General features: G+C 67.5%; 12 protein-coding genes and 1 tRNA gene. 8 read left to right on the top strand and 5 right to left on the bottom strand.

All coding sequences use genetic code 11. The features are described from left to right. Window positions 1-154: 154 nt before the first annotated feature. The 3 genes from tuf to ACMGFG_RS11110 all read left to right on the top strand — a co-directional run bounded on the left by tuf (window position 155) and on the right by ACMGFG_RS11110 (window position 1,932). Window positions 155-1,426, top strand: a complete 1,272-nt coding sequence (gene tuf / locus ACMGFG_RS11120; protein ID WP_436930400.1) for a translation elongation factor EF-1 subunit alpha — start codon at window positions 155-157, stop codon at window positions 1,424-1,426. A gap of 3 nt (window positions 1,427-1,429) precedes the next feature. After that, window positions 1,430-1,738, top strand: a complete 309-nt coding sequence (gene rpsJ, locus ACMGFG_RS11115; protein WP_135364173.1) for a 30S ribosomal protein S10 — start codon at window positions 1,430-1,432, stop codon at window positions 1,736-1,738. 122 nt (window positions 1,739-1,860) lie between these two features. Then, a tRNA-Ala gene (locus ACMGFG_RS11110) sits at window positions 1,861-1,932 on the top strand. Between the two features lie 219 nt (window positions 1,933-2,151). On the opposite strand, the gene ACMGFG_RS11105 is transcribed toward ACMGFG_RS11110, so the two are convergent. The 3 genes from ACMGFG_RS11105 to ACMGFG_RS11095 all read right to left on the bottom strand — a co-directional run bounded on the left by ACMGFG_RS11105 (window position 2,152) and on the right by ACMGFG_RS11095 (window position 3,968). Continuing rightward, window positions 2,152-3,267: a type I restriction enzyme HsdR N-terminal domain-containing protein gene (locus tag ACMGFG_RS11105; protein ID WP_436930399.1), complete on the bottom strand. Its 1,116-nt coding sequence runs from the start codon at window positions 3,265-3,267 to the stop codon at window positions 2,152-2,154. A 176-nt stretch (window positions 3,268-3,443) separates the two neighbouring features. After that, window positions 3,444-3,695, bottom strand: a complete 252-nt coding sequence (locus ACMGFG_RS11100) for a type II toxin-antitoxin system HicA family toxin (RefSeq protein WP_436930398.1) — start codon at window positions 3,693-3,695, stop codon at window positions 3,444-3,446. Beyond that, on the bottom strand, window positions 3,696-3,968 hold the full coding sequence (locus tag ACMGFG_RS11095; protein ID WP_436930397.1) for a type II toxin-antitoxin system HicB family antitoxin: 273 nt from the start codon (window positions 3,966-3,968) through the stop codon (window positions 3,696-3,698). Window positions 3,969-4,732: 764 nt separating this feature from the next. Here ACMGFG_RS11095 and ACMGFG_RS11090 point away from each other — a divergent pair. The 3 genes from ACMGFG_RS11090 to ACMGFG_RS11080 all read left to right on the top strand — a co-directional run bounded on the left by ACMGFG_RS11090 (window position 4,733) and on the right by ACMGFG_RS11080 (window position 10,236). Then, the gene (locus tag ACMGFG_RS11090) at window positions 4,733-7,933 is read left to right on the top strand and encodes an adenosylcobalamin-dependent ribonucleoside-diphosphate reductase (protein ID WP_436930396.1); all 3,201 of its coding nucleotides are present in this window, start codon (window positions 4,733-4,735) and stop codon (window positions 7,931-7,933) included. Between the two features lie 5 nt (window positions 7,934-7,938). Continuing rightward, complete coding sequence (locus ACMGFG_RS11085) at window positions 7,939-8,613, top strand: rhomboid family intramembrane serine protease (RefSeq protein ID WP_436930395.1); 675 nt, start codon at window positions 7,939-7,941, stop codon at window positions 8,611-8,613. Between the two features lie 708 nt (window positions 8,614-9,321). Continuing rightward, entirely contained in the window at window positions 9,322-10,236 is a 915-nt protein-coding gene (locus tag ACMGFG_RS11080) for a DMT family transporter (protein ID WP_436930394.1), read from the top strand. Window positions 10,237-10,245: 9 nt separating this feature from the next. Here the strand turns inward: ACMGFG_RS11080 and ACMGFG_RS11075 are convergent, their stop codons facing one another. Further along, window positions 10,246-11,043 carry an RIO1 family regulatory kinase/ATPase domain-containing protein gene (locus ACMGFG_RS11075; RefSeq protein WP_436930393.1) on the bottom strand — a complete coding sequence of 266 codons (798 nt, stop codon included), beginning with the start codon at window positions 11,041-11,043 and terminating at the stop codon, window positions 10,246-10,248. Between the two features lie 217 nt (window positions 11,044-11,260). On the opposite strand from ACMGFG_RS11075, the gene ACMGFG_RS11070 reads away from it, so the two are divergent. After that, complete coding sequence (locus ACMGFG_RS11070) at window positions 11,261-12,358, top strand: ABC transporter ATP-binding protein (protein ID WP_436930392.1); 1,098 nt, start codon at window positions 11,261-11,263, stop codon at window positions 12,356-12,358. Continuing rightward, entirely contained in the window at window positions 12,355-14,061 is a 1,707-nt protein-coding gene (locus ACMGFG_RS11065; RefSeq protein WP_436930391.1) for an ABC transporter permease, read from the top strand. The genes ACMGFG_RS11070 and ACMGFG_RS11065 overlap by 4 nt, the downstream gene beginning before the upstream one ends. 99 nt (window positions 14,062-14,160) lie before the next feature. Here the strand turns inward: ACMGFG_RS11065 and rpl12p are convergent, their stop codons facing one another. Further along, window positions 14,161-14,511: a 50S ribosomal protein P1 gene (gene rpl12p, locus ACMGFG_RS11060; RefSeq protein WP_436930390.1), complete on the bottom strand. Its 351-nt coding sequence runs from the start codon at window positions 14,509-14,511 to the stop codon at window positions 14,161-14,163. Between the last annotated feature and the right edge of the window lies 1 nt (window position 14,512).

Raw genomic sequence — 14,512 nt, 5'->3', positions numbered from 1 at the left:
TTCCGGTCACCGGTCGTCCGTCGACCGCTCGCGGTCCGTGGGAGCGGTTGGCAAATCGCAAGACAGCGCCGGGATCGCGTGGAGTCGCTATCGAAATGGTTTTAACACTAACCGCCAAAGGCTTCCCACATAGCGCCTCTGCGCGTGAGATACAATGAGTGAGGACAAACCGCACCAGAACCTGGCCATCATCGGCCACGTAGACCACGGGAAGAGCACACTGGTCGGGCGACTGCTGTACGAGACCGGCAGCGTCCCCGAGCACGTCATCGAACAGCACAAGGAAGAAGCCGAGGAGAAGGGCAAGGGCGGCTTCGAGTTCGCCTACGTCATGGACAACCTCGCCGAGGAGCGCGAGCGCGGGGTCACCATCGACATCGCCCACCAGGAGTTCGACACCGACGAGTACTTCTTCACCATCGTCGACTGTCCGGGGCACCGCGACTTCGTCAAGAACATGATCACGGGCGCGTCCCAGGCGGACAACGCCGTGCTCGTGGTCGCCGCGGACGACGGCGTCCAGCCCCAGACCCAGGAGCACGTCTTCCTGGCCCGCACGCTGGGCATCGGCGAGATGATCGTCGCCGTCAACAAGATGGACCTCGCCGACTACGAGGAGGGCCGCTACCACGAGGTCGTCGAGGAGGTCGAGGACCTGCTCAACCAGGTCCGCTTCGACACCGAGGACGCGAAGTTCATCCCGGTCTCGGCCTTCGAGGGCGACAACGTCGCCGAGCGCTCCGACAACATGGACTGGTACGACGACGAGATCCTCCTGGAGGCGCTCAACGAGCTGCCGGAGCCGGAGCCGCCGACGGACGCGCCGCTCCGACTCCCCATCCAGGACGTCTACACCATCTCCGGTATCGGGACCGTCCCGGTCGGACGCGTCGAGACGGGCATGCTCAACACGGGCGACAACGTGAGCTTCCAGCCCTCCGACGTGGGCGGCGAGGTCAAGACCATCGAGATGCACCACGAGGAGGTCCCGCAGGCCGGCCCCGGCGACAACGTCGGGTTCAACGTCCGCGGCATCGGCCAGGACGACATCCGCCGCGGTGACGTCTGTGGCCCCGCCGACGACCCGCCGTCGGTCGCCGAGACCTTCCAGGCTCGCATCGTCGTGATGCAGCACCCGTCGGTCATCACCGCCGGCTACACCCCGGTCTTCCACGCCCACACGGCCCAGGTCGCGTGTACCATCGAGTCCATCGACCAGAAGATCGACCCCGCGACGGGCGAGGCCGAGGAGGAGAACCCGGACTTCATCCAGAACGGCGACGCCGCCGTCGTCACCATCCGCCCGCAGAAGCCGCTCAGCATCGAGTCGGCCAACGAGATCCCCGAGCTGGGCAGCTTCGCCATCCGCGACATGGGTCAGACCATCGCGGCCGGCCAGGTCATGCAGGTCAACGAGCGCGAGTAACTCATGCAGCAAGCACGCGTCAGGCTGGCCGGCACCAGCCCCGAAGACCTCGACTCGATCTGCGGCGAGGTCCGCGACATCGCCAACAAGACCGGCGTCGAGCTGTCGGGGCCGATCCCGCTGCCGACCAAGACGCTCGAGGTCCCAACCCGCAAGTCCCCCGACGGCGAGGGGACGGCCACGTGGGAACACTGGGAGATGCGCGTCCACAAGCGGCTCATCGACATCGACGCCGACGAACGCGCGCTGCGCCAGCTGATGCGGATCCAGGTCCCGAACGACGTCTCCATCGAGATCGTCCTCGAGGACTAGAGGGGGCGACGGCCGTCGCCGTCGCAGTCACCCGGCCGCCACGCGGCGCCGCCGTGTGACTGTCTCCCGAAGCCGCTCTCACGCGCAGGACTTATCCCCTCTGCGCTGCGAGCGATACACGCGGGCTCGTAGATCAGTGGCAGATCGCTTCCTTCGCAAGGAAGAGGCCCGGGGTTCAAATCCCCGCGAGTCCACTACCATCTTTTTCCGGACGGGGTTTCCTCGCGAGCCTCCGGCTCGCTGCGGGGAACCCCGCCCGCAAAAACATGGGTGAAAACACCGTCAGAGCAAGCTCTGACGAGGTCTCGTTCGCTCTGCTCACGAGATAGGCCGGACGCGTCGGTCGCTTCTCTCCCTCGCGTCCGGTGAACCGCGCGCCTCCGGTGCGCGGACATAGCAAATAAATTTCGGAGCTACCAGTTCCCAAGGAATTCAACGGACAGTCCGACATAGTCTGCAAGATCACGAATACGGCTCTTTTTCGCTCGGACATTGAGTGACGTGTGGAGATGATATCCGTTGGACAGTTCGTACGGTATCCTCATGTCCTCTCCATTTGGATGCACTGGCTCAGTGTTGATGGAGCAATTTTTCTGCGCATGGGGCGGAAAATGCGGAATATCGATTTCATCAATCAAATCGTATTCCTCGATCAGATAGTCGATTGCCTCCCCCATATTCTGCTTCTGTTGCGTGTGTGTTTGATCACCGGAGTCTGGGATCACCTTGCCGTCCGAAAATCGTATCACGTATCCTTCCCTTCTCAGTTCTTTCTCTACACTATCCGTGGTAGACTGGTTGTTGTTCTCTCGTTGCTCTGTGCCTGGAGAGTCTGACTGTGAAGGCTCACCAACGAACTGACGTTGCTCCTGAAGCACAGAAACAAGACTTTGTACAAACTCCCGGGACTGTTCCTCAACGTCGATTGTGAGTTCGCCCACTTCATTTTCCACGGCCTTGGAGATCGACTCAGTGACGCTGTCCTCGTTTTCCTGTAGATAGCGAATCGCTCGGTTTGTCTCTGCGACCTGTTCAGCGATCTCGTCAGATTTGCCTGAACGAATCGACTCCTTCGTAAGTAGTTCCAGTACTTCGGGATTCTCCGCGAGGTCATCGAGGTCAAACTGAACGACGGACACTTCTTCGCCCCCGTTTTGGTGGTGGTTCTTGGTCAAAACCTCGAACGATTTTCCGTTCGTCAAGATTCCCCAGTCCACATCGAGTTCTTGTCGCATATAGCTCCGGAGCTGCTGAACTTCGGTATCCGTAAGCGAGGAGCGGACCGGTTTGGCTTCGACGAAGACAACCGGCGATTCACCGACGAGAAGGGCGTAGTCCACGTGAGTACTTCCCGAAGCCATCGGAATCGTGTATTCCAGGGCAACCTCAGTAGAGTATAGATTCCAGCCGAGTAGTTCGAGAAACGGCTGGACAAGTTTGACCTTCGTGTTCTCCTCGTCCATTTGCGGTGAAGACTCGATGAGCTGCTGACACCGCTGGACGTACTCATCAATTTCGTCCCGGTCCATTGTCACACTGTCTGTATCCGGCCCTATTTAAAATGGCGCAACCCGCACGAACTCCAGTGGACCCTCCGAACCGTCTTTGATTTATCGATTGTTCGAGGTCTAATTCGAATATTCTCGCAAGCGGCGGTAACGAGATGGTAACTGAAGGTAACGACCGCAGCGGTGACAGGATCGAACTATGGGTTGCGATCGATCCAGTCGCAGAACGCGTCGAAGTCCTCCGCACCCGCGTCGCTGGCAACGTCTCGAAGCGTTCCGACCCTGAGTTCGTCGTGGACTGGGACCGTGACCTGGCGCCTGTCGTCTTCGTTGGTGGGGTGTTCGTAGTAGAGCTGTGCGTGGTCGCCGACCGTTCGACGCCATTCGAAATCACCGACGTTGACCAGCACTTTCACGACTTCCATCCCGGAGAAAGTCCGCCGACCCATCTACTGCATGAACTCCGGCAGTTCTTCGTCGCCGGTGGTGTTGTCTTCCGGATCGATACCCAACTCTCGGAGTTCGTCGTCGGTCGGTTCACGCCCGATCTCCCCTTTGTGGAGCGCGACCGCTTCGTCGAGCATCTCCAGTGCGTGCTCCCGGGTCTCACCCTGGGTGGTCACTCCCGTCTCTACGTCGGTGATGACCCACCCGTCGTCCTCGCGCCACATCCGGATCTCGTCTTCCCGGTCGAGATCGCCGTCGCGCGTGGAACTAGCCATGTGAACGATGGTAACGCGCACTGCCGAATAAGCGTTCGGGGGTGACCCATTCAACGGATTCAGGTCACCCCGGTCTGCGGACCCACCTGTCTTTCCGGACGGGGCTTCCTCGCAAGCCGGTGGTTCACCGGACGGTTTCTCTCTGGGACAACGAAGTGACTCAGGATCCCGATCTGGGTTGCCGGTTCGGTCCCGAGTACGCCCCACCCGCTTGTCACATCCGTCGTTCGGTCCCGCGCGGCTGATCCCTCCGCCCTCCCGGCCACGCGCCCGCCGATCTCCAGAATAACCAGAATTCTTATATAAATAATCGACCCGTTCCCGAATCACCGGACCGGAGCCCGCACCGACACCACCTACCCGATTATATAAGAACAATTATACACATGAACCCGAACTCGCGGTCGACGACGATCAGAGGCGGGCAACCCCGATCTCCAGCCGAAACCCCCGATCACTTCCACTGCAGATCCGGCCGCCATCACCCGGTTTGGGGACGGACGGAACTACTTTCACTTCGGTCCACCTACGTTTAAGAGGGACTCGCCGTATGACACGGAACGCGCGGTTACATCGCCGGAGAGGCACGTAGCGACGCGACTTCTCCGGTTTCGGACACATGAATCGAACGACGAATACCCGCAAACCAAAGGGTTATTTGGGACCCAGACAAACAGAATTTCCGTCACAGATGATAGGTATGAGGCCACAGCGGACACGCTCTCGATCCGGCGCCGGTATCGTTCGTGGGAGGGGCGCGACACATGAGTAGCGGCGATCTCGGGGTCGACGACATCGACCTGCCGATCAAGCGCACCGAGGGGGAGACACTGGAGGAGCGGCTCACGGGGAACGCGTACCACAACATTCTGCCCGCGCGCTATCTTCGCAAGGGCGCCGACGGGGAACTGATCGAGGAGCAGGAGGATCTCTTCGACCGCGTCGCGAAGAACATCGCGCTCGCGGAGGCCGTCTACGAGGCCGAGAAACAGGGCGTCGAGGTCACGGTCACGCCCGACCAGCTCAAGCCCGACCATCCGCGCCGGGACGAACTGGCGGAGGAGGTCTTCGGCAAGGGCACCACGGCCGAGGACGACGCCGAGACCACCCTCGACCAGTACAACGTCAACAAGTTCGCCTACGAGACGGTCGTCCCGGAGCTGCCCGGGGAGGTACGGGACCACGTCGAGGCGACGGCCGACGAGTTCCAGCGGCTGATGGAGGATCTGTCCTTCATGCCGAACTCGCCGACGCTGATGAACGCCGGCGACGAACTCCAGCAGCTGTCGGCCTGTTTCGTCGACTCGCCGGAGGACGACATCGACGACATCCACCAGACCGCAAAGGAGGCCGCGCAGGTCTTCCAGAGCGGCGGCGGCATGGGCTACGCCTTCTGGCGGCTGCGACCCTACGGGGACGCAGTCGGCTCGACAGGGGGCATCGCCTCCGGCCCGATCACGTTCATGCGGACGTTCGACCAGATGTGCGAGACCATCGCGCAGGGGGGCGCCCGCCGGGGCGCGCAGATGGGCGTCATGCGCGTCTCGCACCCGGACGTGATCCAGTTCATCCACGCCAAGAACAAGGACGTTTCACTCGCGCACACGCTCCGGCTGAACGACCCGGACGACTTCACGCACAACTCCTTCGCCGACGCCCTGGAGGAGGCACGCGAGCTCATCGACGAGGACGGCAAGGTGCCGAAACACCTCCGCAACGCCGTCGAGGGCCACCTCTCGAACTTCAACATCTCGGTGGGGATCACCGACGACTTCATGGACGCGGTGAAAAACGACGAGGAGTACACCTTCACGAACCCGCGGACCGACGAGCCCCACGTCGCCACCGAGGAGACGAAGGAGCTGTACGAGATGTTCGATCTCGGCGAGCACGTCGAGGTCGGCGAGGTGCTGTCCGTTCCCGCTCGAAAGATCTGGGAGCGTATCGTCGACGGCGCCCACGAGAACGGCGAACCGGGCGTCATCTACCTCGAACGCGTCAACAAGGAGCACTCCTTCGACGTGGAGGAACACCCCGACCACCGCATCCTCGCGACGAACCCCTGCGGCGAGCAGCCCCTGGAGGAGTACGAGGCCTGTAACCTCGGCCACATCAACCTCTCGACGCTCGCGGCCCGGGACGCGCCCGACTGGCGCGTCTGGTCGGCCGAACACGCCGACGAGTACGACTCGCTGGAGGACGCGGTCGACGCGTTCCTGCAGGAGGCCATCGACTTCGAGGCGTTCGACCACCGCATCGAGATGGGGACCCGCTTCCTCGAGAACGTGGTCACGATGTCGGACTTCCCGGTGCCGAAGATCGAGGAGACGGTCCGGGAGATGCGCAAGATCGGCCTCGGCATCATGGGCCTGGCGCAGCTGTACATCCAGCTCGGCATGCAGTACGGCGACGACGTGTCCAACGAGGTCGCCCGTCAGCTGATGCGCCACATCAACCACGAGTCCAAGTGGGCCAGCCACGAGCTCGCCCAGGACAGGGGCACCTTCGAGGAGTGGGACAACTCGAAGTTCGCGAACCCCACGGAGTACCGCGAGTGGTTCGAGAAGCAGACCGGCCTCGACGCCGACGAGTGGGCCGACGGCTTCGCGCTGCGCAACCACAACACGACGACCATCGCGCCCACCGGCACGACCTCGATGGTCGGCAACACCACCGGCGGCTGCGAGCCCATCTACAACGTCGCCTACTACAAGAACGTCTCCGACGACGTGCAGGGCGACGAGATGCTCGTCGAGTTCGACGACTACTTCCTCCGCGTGCTGGAGGAGAACGACCTCGACATCGAGGCCGTCAAGGCGGAGGCCCAGGAGCAGATGGCCGAAAACGAGTTCGACGGCGTCGACGGCCTCTCGACGGTGCCCGACGCGGTCGGGGAACTGTTCGTCACGACGGGTGACCTCTCCGCGAAGGAACACGCGGGGATCCAGGTCGCCTGCCAGGAGGGCGTCGACTCCGCCATCTCGAAGACGGTCAACGCGCCCAACGACTCCACCGTCGAGGACGCACAGGAGGTCTTCGAGTACATCTACGACCACGGCGGCAAGGGCGTCACCTACTACCGCGACGGCACCCGCAGCAAGCAGGTGCTCACCACGCGCGCCCAGAACACGGAGTTCGCCGACATGGACGCCGAGGAGGTCGTCGCCCAGATCGAGGAGGTCTTCGGCGGCTTCGACGCCTTCCTCGAGGAGGACGCCGTCCAGGCGGCCATCGAATCGGAGACCGAGGAGATCCTCGGCGCCGCCGACGGCGAGCGGCCCGACTACGCACAGAAGCGCTCGCGGCCGGACGTGCTCCACGGCGTCACCCAGCGCATCGACACCGGCTACGGGAAACTCTACGTCAACATCAACGAGGACCCCGAGGCCGAGCGGCCGTTCGAGCTGTTCGCCAACATCGGCAACTCGGGCGGGTTCACGGCTTCGTTCACCGAGGCGCTGGCCAAGACCATCTCGACGGCGCTGCGCGCGGGCGTCGACCCCCGCGAGATCGCCGACGAACTGCAGGGCATCCGCAGTCCGAAGGTCGCCTGGGACAAGGGCGAGCAGATCCAGTCCATCCCGGACGCCATCGGCACGGCCCTGCGGCGCTATCTCGACGACGAGATCGACAAGGGCTACCCCCAGCAGCAGACGCTGGAGGAGACCGCCGAGGAACGCGAGGCGCGACGCGCCGCCGAGAGCGCGGGCGAGGACGACAGCAACCCCAACCAGGACGTGGGGGCCGTCGAGCCGGAGACGGACGGCGGCGCCTCCGTCTCGATGGGTGCCGGACCGAGTGACGCCGGCGAGTCCGGCCCGGAAGCAGGGCAGTCCGCCGGGGGCGACCAGCAGGAGCTGATCGACGCCGGCGAGAGTCCGGAGTGTCCGGAGTGCGGTTCGATGTCGCTGTACTACTCCGAGGGCTGCAAGACCTGCGAGTCCTGCGGCTGGTCGGAGTGTTGAGGTAGATGGACGAGGCCTCCGCGCTGTCGCGGGGCCTCCGCTGGCTGCGGACCGTGCCGGCGACCGTCTCTCTCTGCGCTCTCTTCGTTCTCGTCTTCGCCGCCGAGTGGTACGTCTGGGAGCGGTTCGGCTACGCGACGTTCGTCACGCTGTTCATCGCGACGCCCCAGCCCTCTGTCGGGTGGCTGCTCGCGCCGCTGGCGCACCTGCCGACGGACCCGCGCCACCTCGTCTCGAGTATCGTCCAGTTGCTCCTGTTCGGCGGCGTCGTCGAACGTCGCCTGGGCCGCCGCCGGTTTCTCGCGCTCGCCGCGGTGTCCGGGCTGGCGACGACGGGCGCGCAGGTCGCGTGGTACGTCGCGCTCGGCGCGTCGGGTCGCGTGGCCGGGACGCTCGGCGCCAGTGGGGTCGTCCTCGCGATGACCGCGCTCGTCGTCGTCGACAGCGTCCGCTACCGGGTCGCGACGGGCGGCTGGCACGGCGAGTTCACCCCGCTGTGGGTCCTCTTCGGCGCCGTCATCGCCGGCCAGGCCGTCTTCGGCCTGCTGGCGCTCGTCGCCGGGGCCGCGCAGGTGGGCGTCGTCGGCCACCTGACCGGCGTCGTGATCGGCCTCGGCGTCGGGCTGGCTCGCCCGACCGGCGCCGTTCTCCGCTCCGACGACGCCCGCTATCGGTCTTGAGGGGGCTCGTCGGGTGGGTCGTCGGTTCACCGACTGCTGAAAGTCCCCGGAATGCCCTCTCCGAGTTGACTCGACTGCAGGAGACAACAGGCGACGAAAGCTCTCGGCCCGCTCGCGGTCGCTGTCACCGGAAATCGAAGACCTCCGGGATCGGGCGAGCGCACAGCTCCCCAGACAGTGACGGGAGAGCGACGCTCTCCCGAACCAGGCGGGATATCCGCGCTCTCGGCGCCGCCCGCGCGGATACGTTGCCCGCTCAGGCGACTGAACTGCGCGCGAGCGCGCCTCGCCCGTTCAGTCCACCGGGAGAGCACGCTCTCCCGAGCCCGCGCTCACACGTTCGCGCGGACACCAGGGACCGCACGGCACCGCAAACATCCCACACAGCACTGCCCGCACAGCAGCGCAGACGGCCACGACCCTCCCCAGCCGATTCGCGACACGCGAGTCGCGAATCCACCGTCGGAGCACGCTCCGACGAGCCTTCGGTCGCAGACTCCCGAAGACAGCGAGGGACCGCCGGTCCCTCGGACCATGCGGGCGACCCGGGGGTCGCCCGCAGACCGCGCGCGGCTGTTTCGGGCGCCCCCCAGGAGACGGGCACGCTCGACAGCGCGCGCCGACCGCACCGCAGACCGGATCACTGCGGCCCGATCCCCTCACTCCCCCACCGCAAGACGAAAGGGATCGCTCCCGAAAGGGTCGCCAATGGCCGGTGAGACGCTGTCGCGGCGGCTGGAGGGGCGCGTGTCGCCGGCGGCGGCGCTGGTCGTGGCCATCCTCGCGGTGTCGACCAGCGCCATCCTGATCCGCTGGAGTTCGGCGCCGCCGACGGTGGCGGCGTTCTACCGGGTCCTGTTCACGGTCGGGCTGCTGGCGCCGCTGGCCGCCTCGCGGTACGGCGAGACACTGCGGTCGCTGGGCCGGGGCGACGCGCTGGCGGCGGGGGCAACGGGGGTCGCGCTGGCGGTCCACTTCGCGGCGTGGTTCCAGTCGGTCGAGTGGACGAGCGTCGCCGCCTCGGTGACGCTCGTACAGGCCCAGCCCCTCTTCGTGGCCCTGGGCGCGGCCGCCCTGCTCGACGAACGCCTGACGCTCCCGAAGGTCGGCGGGATCGTGCTGGCGGTCGCAGGCGCGGGAGTCATGTCCGTCGGCGAGTTCCTCGCGGGGACCGCGGTCGGCCCGCACCCGCTGGCGGGCAACGGCCTCGCACTGCTGGGTGCGGTGATGATGGCCGTCTACGTGCTGGCGGGGCGCTCGCTGCGCGCCCGGGTCGCGCTCGTCCCGTACGTCACCGTCGTCTACGCGGTCTGCGCGGCCGTCCTCGGGGGTATCGTCGTCGCGCAAGGCGACCCGCTCGGGGGGTACGCCGCTCACGAGTGGCTCCTCTTTCTCGGGATGGCCGTCGGTCCCGGCATCTTCGGCCACACGGTGATCAACTGGGCGCTCGAACACGTCGAGTCGTCGGTCGTCAGCGTCTCGCTGCTGGGCGAACCCGTCGGGAGCACCGTACTCGCGCTCCTCCTGCTCGCGGAGGTGCCGGGCCGCTGGACCGTGACGGGCGGCGCGGTCGTCCTCGGCGGCATCTACCTGACCGCGAGCGCGCGGGAGTCGGATCCGTAGCGCCCGCGCTCACGCGGCGTGCTTCTCGATCTCGCCCTTGACGGCGGCGCCGTCGAAGTCGTGTTCGGGGCGGATGTTGACGAAGTCGAGGAACTCGCGGGCGGCCATGAGCTCGTCGGTGTCGTGGACCTCGAGCGCGGCGGCGACGGCGTCGCGGGCGCCGACCAGCGGCTCCAGCGCGCCCAGCGCGCAAGCGGTGTCGTAGGCGCGGGCGTCCTCGATCGCGCCCTCGCGGACCTTCGTCGCGTCGATGAAGTAGAGTTCGCCCCCGGAGACGAGGACGTTCTCCCGCTGGAGGTCGCCGTGGGCGAGGTTGTTGTCGTGCATCCGCTCCAGCGCCTCGAACAGCTCGACGGCGTGGCCCCGTACCTCGTCGGGCGGCAGCTCGTCCAGCGACCGGAAGTCGGGGAGGTACTCGAGGACCATGACGGCCACGTCGTCGTACTCGAAGGCCTCCTTCGGCTCGGGCGCGCTGACTCCGATCTCGCGCATCCGCTCGTTGGCCTCCAGCTCGTGCTCGGCCATCTCGATGGGCGCGTCGAACCGCTCGAAGAAGCCCTCCGTCCCCGAGGAGAAGGCCCCGAGGTTGCGTCCCGCCGTCAGCAGCGCGTGGACCAGCGAGTTCTGCTCGGTGACGACCTTGACGAACAGCTCGTCGTTGACGACGCAGGGGGTCGACAGCCAGTTGTCCGCGTCGAGGAAGACGACTCTGGCCGCCTCCAGGTCGTAGCGGTCCATCACCTCTCGGACCGCCCCCTCGAGCGTCGGCCAGGGGACCGTCCCCCTGAGAAATCGCCGGAACGCCATCCGTTCGCCGAGTCGCGCCCCACGGGTTTAGTGGTTCGGTCACCGTCCGAACCGTCGCCTGGCCGCCGCCCGAGCGCACGCCGCTGCGGACCCGGCGAGACTGTCCCGGGTCGAACCCGCCAGTTGACGAACTGATACTTATTCGTTTCGGCGAGTTTCCCGCCGGGCACCCCTGGACCGGGGCCCTTTTGCGTGGGTGTCGTCGCTCGAACCAGCGATGACGCCCTCCACGCGTGACGGACCCACGGACGAGTCGACGACCGACGAACCGGCGACCGACCGGTCGACCGCCGACGGACCGGCGACCGGCGGATCGGCGAGCGGCGACCGCTCGACCGAACGACGGGCCGGCGACGCCATCTTCCGGAGCGACCTGGGCCGTGCGAACCGATCGACCGCCGACGCCGACCGACCGTCCGGATCGGGCGACGGTCCCCGCGTCCGAATCGACGGCGTCGGCAAGCGCTACGGCGACGAGTGGGCGCTCCGGGACGTGACCCTCGACCTCGACTCCGGGGTCGTGGGCCTGCTCGGGCCCAACGGCGCAGGCAAGTCGACGCTGCTGGGGATCCTGACGACGTTCACGGCACCCACCGAGGGCACGGTTACCGTCGACGGGGTCGACGTGAGCGAGGACCCGACTGCTGTCCGCTCGCGCCTGGGCTATCTCCCCCAGGAGTTCGGCGTCTACCCCGACCTGACCGCCAGAGAGTTCCTCGAGTACCTCGGGGCGCTCCGGGGGCTCGACCGCGCGACCGCCCGCGAGCGCGCGGCGGACCTGCTGGCGGTGGTGAACCTCGCCGACGCCGCCGACCGTCGGCTCGACACCTTCTCCGGCGGGATGGTCCAACGGGTGGGCATCGCCCAGGCCCTCCTCTCGGACCCGGACGTGCTCGTCGTCGACGAGCCCACGGTCGGCCTCGACCCGACCGAGCGGGCGCGCTGCCGGGCTGTCCTCGCCGAACTCGCGCGCGACCGCGTAGTCGTCCTCTCGACGCACATCGTCTCCGACGTGGAGGCGACCGCGAGCGAGGTGGCCGTCCTCGTCGACGGCCGTCTCCGGACCCACACCGACCCAGAGACGCTGATCGGGACCGTCGAGGGCCGAGTCTGGGAGTGCGTGGTCGGCGACGACGCGCCCCTGGCTCCGGACCACCTCGTCACCAACACGGCCCGCCGCAGTGACGGCCGACACGTCCGCGCCGTCGCCGACGACCCGCCGACCGACGATGCCGCGCCCGTCGACCCGACGCTCGAAGACGCCTACCTCGCGCTGCTGGAGGGGAACGACTCGGGCGGGGGTGAGCGACCGTGAGCGAGCGTAGCGCCGAGTCGGGGTCGAGTCGCCCCGCCGTCGGCGCGGACGCGCGGGTCCCGACCGACGGCTCCCGGCTCGACACCGTCCTCGCGATCGCCCGGTCGGACCTCCGCCAGCGGTCGCGCTCGCCGAAGTATCTCGCCGTGGCGCTGCTCGTCGCGTACCTCGCACAGATCCTCACGGCCGGCGACGTGCGGCTGTTCGTCGGCGGCGGCTACACCGGCCGGCCGACCGCCGCGTGGTTCGGCGCTTTCGCGGCCGTCGTCGCGACGACGCTGCTGGTCTTCGGCGGCTTCGCGCTGGTCCGCGGCCCGATCACGCGCGACCGCGCCGAGGGGATCGCCCCGCTGGTCACCACCTCGCCGGTCGGCGATGCGACCTACCTCCTCGGCCGCTGGCTCGGCTATTTCGCCGTCCTCGCTGCCGTCACCGCTGCCCTCGCGCTCGCGACCGTCGCCGGATTCCTCCTCCACGGTGTCGGCCCCCTCGCCCTCTGGGATCTGGTCGCCCCGTTCGCGCTGATCACCCTGCCGACGATGGCGCTCGTCGCCGCTGTCGCCGTCTGTTTCGAGGCGGTCGCGCCGCTCGCCCGGACGCTCGGCACGGCGGTCTACGTCTTCGGCGTGATGACGGCGATGTCCGTCGCCTCCCTCCTGCCGGTGCCGGTCTTCGACTTCCTGGGGATCGTCGTCGTCCGCGACAGCATGCTGGCGGACCTCCCCGCCGACGTATCCGGCCTCGAACGGCTCACCTTCCGGATCGCGCCCCCCGAGCGGGCGACGACGTTCACCTACCACGGCATGGACTGGGGGGTCGCCGAACTCGGGTCCCGACTGCCGATCCTGGTCGCGGCCGCCCTGGCCCTCGGGGTCGCGACGGTCGCGTTCGACCGCCTGCGCGCCGACGCCGGACTGGCGGCCCGACTCCCGAACCCGCTCGCTTCCGCCCGAGGCGACTCCCCCGCCGAATCCGGGGACGATACCGCCGCTCGGCCGGCCAGCGCCGACGACTCCACTACCGGGGGCTCCACCACCACCGACGACTCCGCCACCACCGACGACTCCGCAGGGACGGCGCTCGACCGACTCGACCGGGTCGACCCGGCGACGCCCCGGCTCCTCGACCCGCGCGTCACCCTCGCGGAACTCCGCCTCGCCCTCCGGGGGCACCGCAAGCTGTGGTACCTCGCCCTCGTCGTCGCGCTCGTCGCCCAGGTCGTCGCGCCGCTCGACACTGCCCGGGGGCTGGTCGCCCCGCTGGCCCTGCTGCTCCCGCTCTCGGTGTGGTCCGGCCTCGGCGTCCGCGAACGGCGCCACCGCACCGAGGCGCTCGTGTTCACCGCACCTCGACCGGCGGGCCAGACTATCGCCGTCTGGCTCGGCGGCGTCGCCGTCGGCCTCCTCGCTGTCGCCGGCTACGCCGCCCGGGTCGGTCTCGCCAGCGACGCCGCCGCGTTCGCCGCCCTGCTCGCCGGACTCGCGGCCGCACCCGCGTTCGCGCTCGCCGCCGGCGCCTGGCTCGGGACCGCTCGCGCGTTCGACACCGTCTACCTGCTGGCGTGGTACCTCGGCCCGCTCCAGGCCGTCACGCCGCTGGACTTCGTCGGCGCCACCGCGACCGACCCCGCGCGGACGGCCGCCTACGCGGCGCTCGCGGTCGGCTGTCTCGGCGTCGCCGTCGTCGGCCGGCGCCGCCCCTGAGCGGTCGCCGTCGGTCCCGCTGGAACCCGTTCTCCGTCGACACGACTGCGAGCGCCGCGGCTGGCCGGGCGAATAAATCGAAGGAAGGTGTGGCCGGGATCAGCCGAACAGCTCGCCGAGGCCCTCGCCGCTGGCCTCCTCGTCCTCGTCGTCGTCGTCGCCGCCCTCGTCGGCGTCGGCTTCCTCGTCGTCGTCGTCGTCGTCGCCGCCCTCGTCGGCGGACTCGTCGTCGCCGCCGGCGCCGCCCGCGGTCCCACCGGTCGCGGCGGGGACTGCGGCGGCCTGCTCGACGGCGTCGTCGATGTCGACGTCTTCGAGCGCCGCGACGAGCGCCTTGACGCGGGACTCCTCCACGTCGACGCCCGCGGCCTCGAGTACGTCGGTCAGGTTTGCTTCGTTGATCTCTTCGCCGGTCTCGTTCAGGATGAGTGCTGCGTAAACGTATTCCATT

The sequence above is a fragment of the Halosimplex halobium genome, from assembly GCF_051414055.1.
In the GTDB taxonomy this organism is placed as follows: domain Archaea; phylum Halobacteriota; class Halobacteria; order Halobacteriales; family Haloarculaceae; genus Halosimplex; species Halosimplex halobium.
The sequence above is the reverse complement of the archived record's forward strand: the minus strand, read 5'-3'. Positions and strand labels throughout refer to the sequence as shown.

Bases quoted from the DNA above. Each gene is read 5' to 3' on its own strand.
- ACMGFG_RS11095 (WP_436930397.1), bottom strand. From the start codon at position 3,968: ATGGCTAGTTCCACGCGCGACGGCGATCTCGACCGGGAAGACGAGATC.
- ACMGFG_RS11070 (WP_436930392.1), top strand. From the start codon at position 11,261: ATGACGCCCTCCACGCGTGACGGACCCACGGACGAGTCGACGACCGAC.
- tuf (WP_436930400.1), top strand. From the start codon at position 155: ATGAGTGAGGACAAACCGCACCAGAACCTGGCCATCATCGGCCACGTA.
- ACMGFG_RS11075 (WP_436930393.1), bottom strand. From the start codon at position 11,043: ATGGCGTTCCGGCGATTTCTCAGGGGGACGGTCCCCTGGCCGACGCTC.
- ACMGFG_RS11105 (WP_436930399.1), bottom strand. From the start codon at position 3,267: ATGGACCGGGACGAAATTGATGAGTACGTCCAGCGGTGTCAGCAGCTC.
- ACMGFG_RS11090 (WP_436930396.1), top strand. From the start codon at position 4,733: ATGAGTAGCGGCGATCTCGGGGTCGACGACATCGACCTGCCGATCAAG.
- ACMGFG_RS11080 (WP_436930394.1), top strand. From the start codon at position 9,322: ATGGCCGGTGAGACGCTGTCGCGGCGGCTGGAGGGGCGCGTGTCGCCG.
- rpl12p (WP_436930390.1), bottom strand. From the start codon at position 14,511: ATGGAATACGTTTACGCAGCACTCATCCTGAACGAGACCGGCGAAGAG.
- rpsJ (WP_135364173.1), top strand. From the start codon at position 1,430: ATGCAGCAAGCACGCGTCAGGCTGGCCGGCACCAGCCCCGAAGACCTC.
- ACMGFG_RS11100 (WP_436930398.1), bottom strand. From the start codon at position 3,695: ATGGGTCGGCGGACTTTCTCCGGGATGGAAGTCGTGAAAGTGCTGGTC.
- ACMGFG_RS11085 (WP_436930395.1), top strand. From the start codon at position 7,939: ATGGACGAGGCCTCCGCGCTGTCGCGGGGCCTCCGCTGGCTGCGGACC.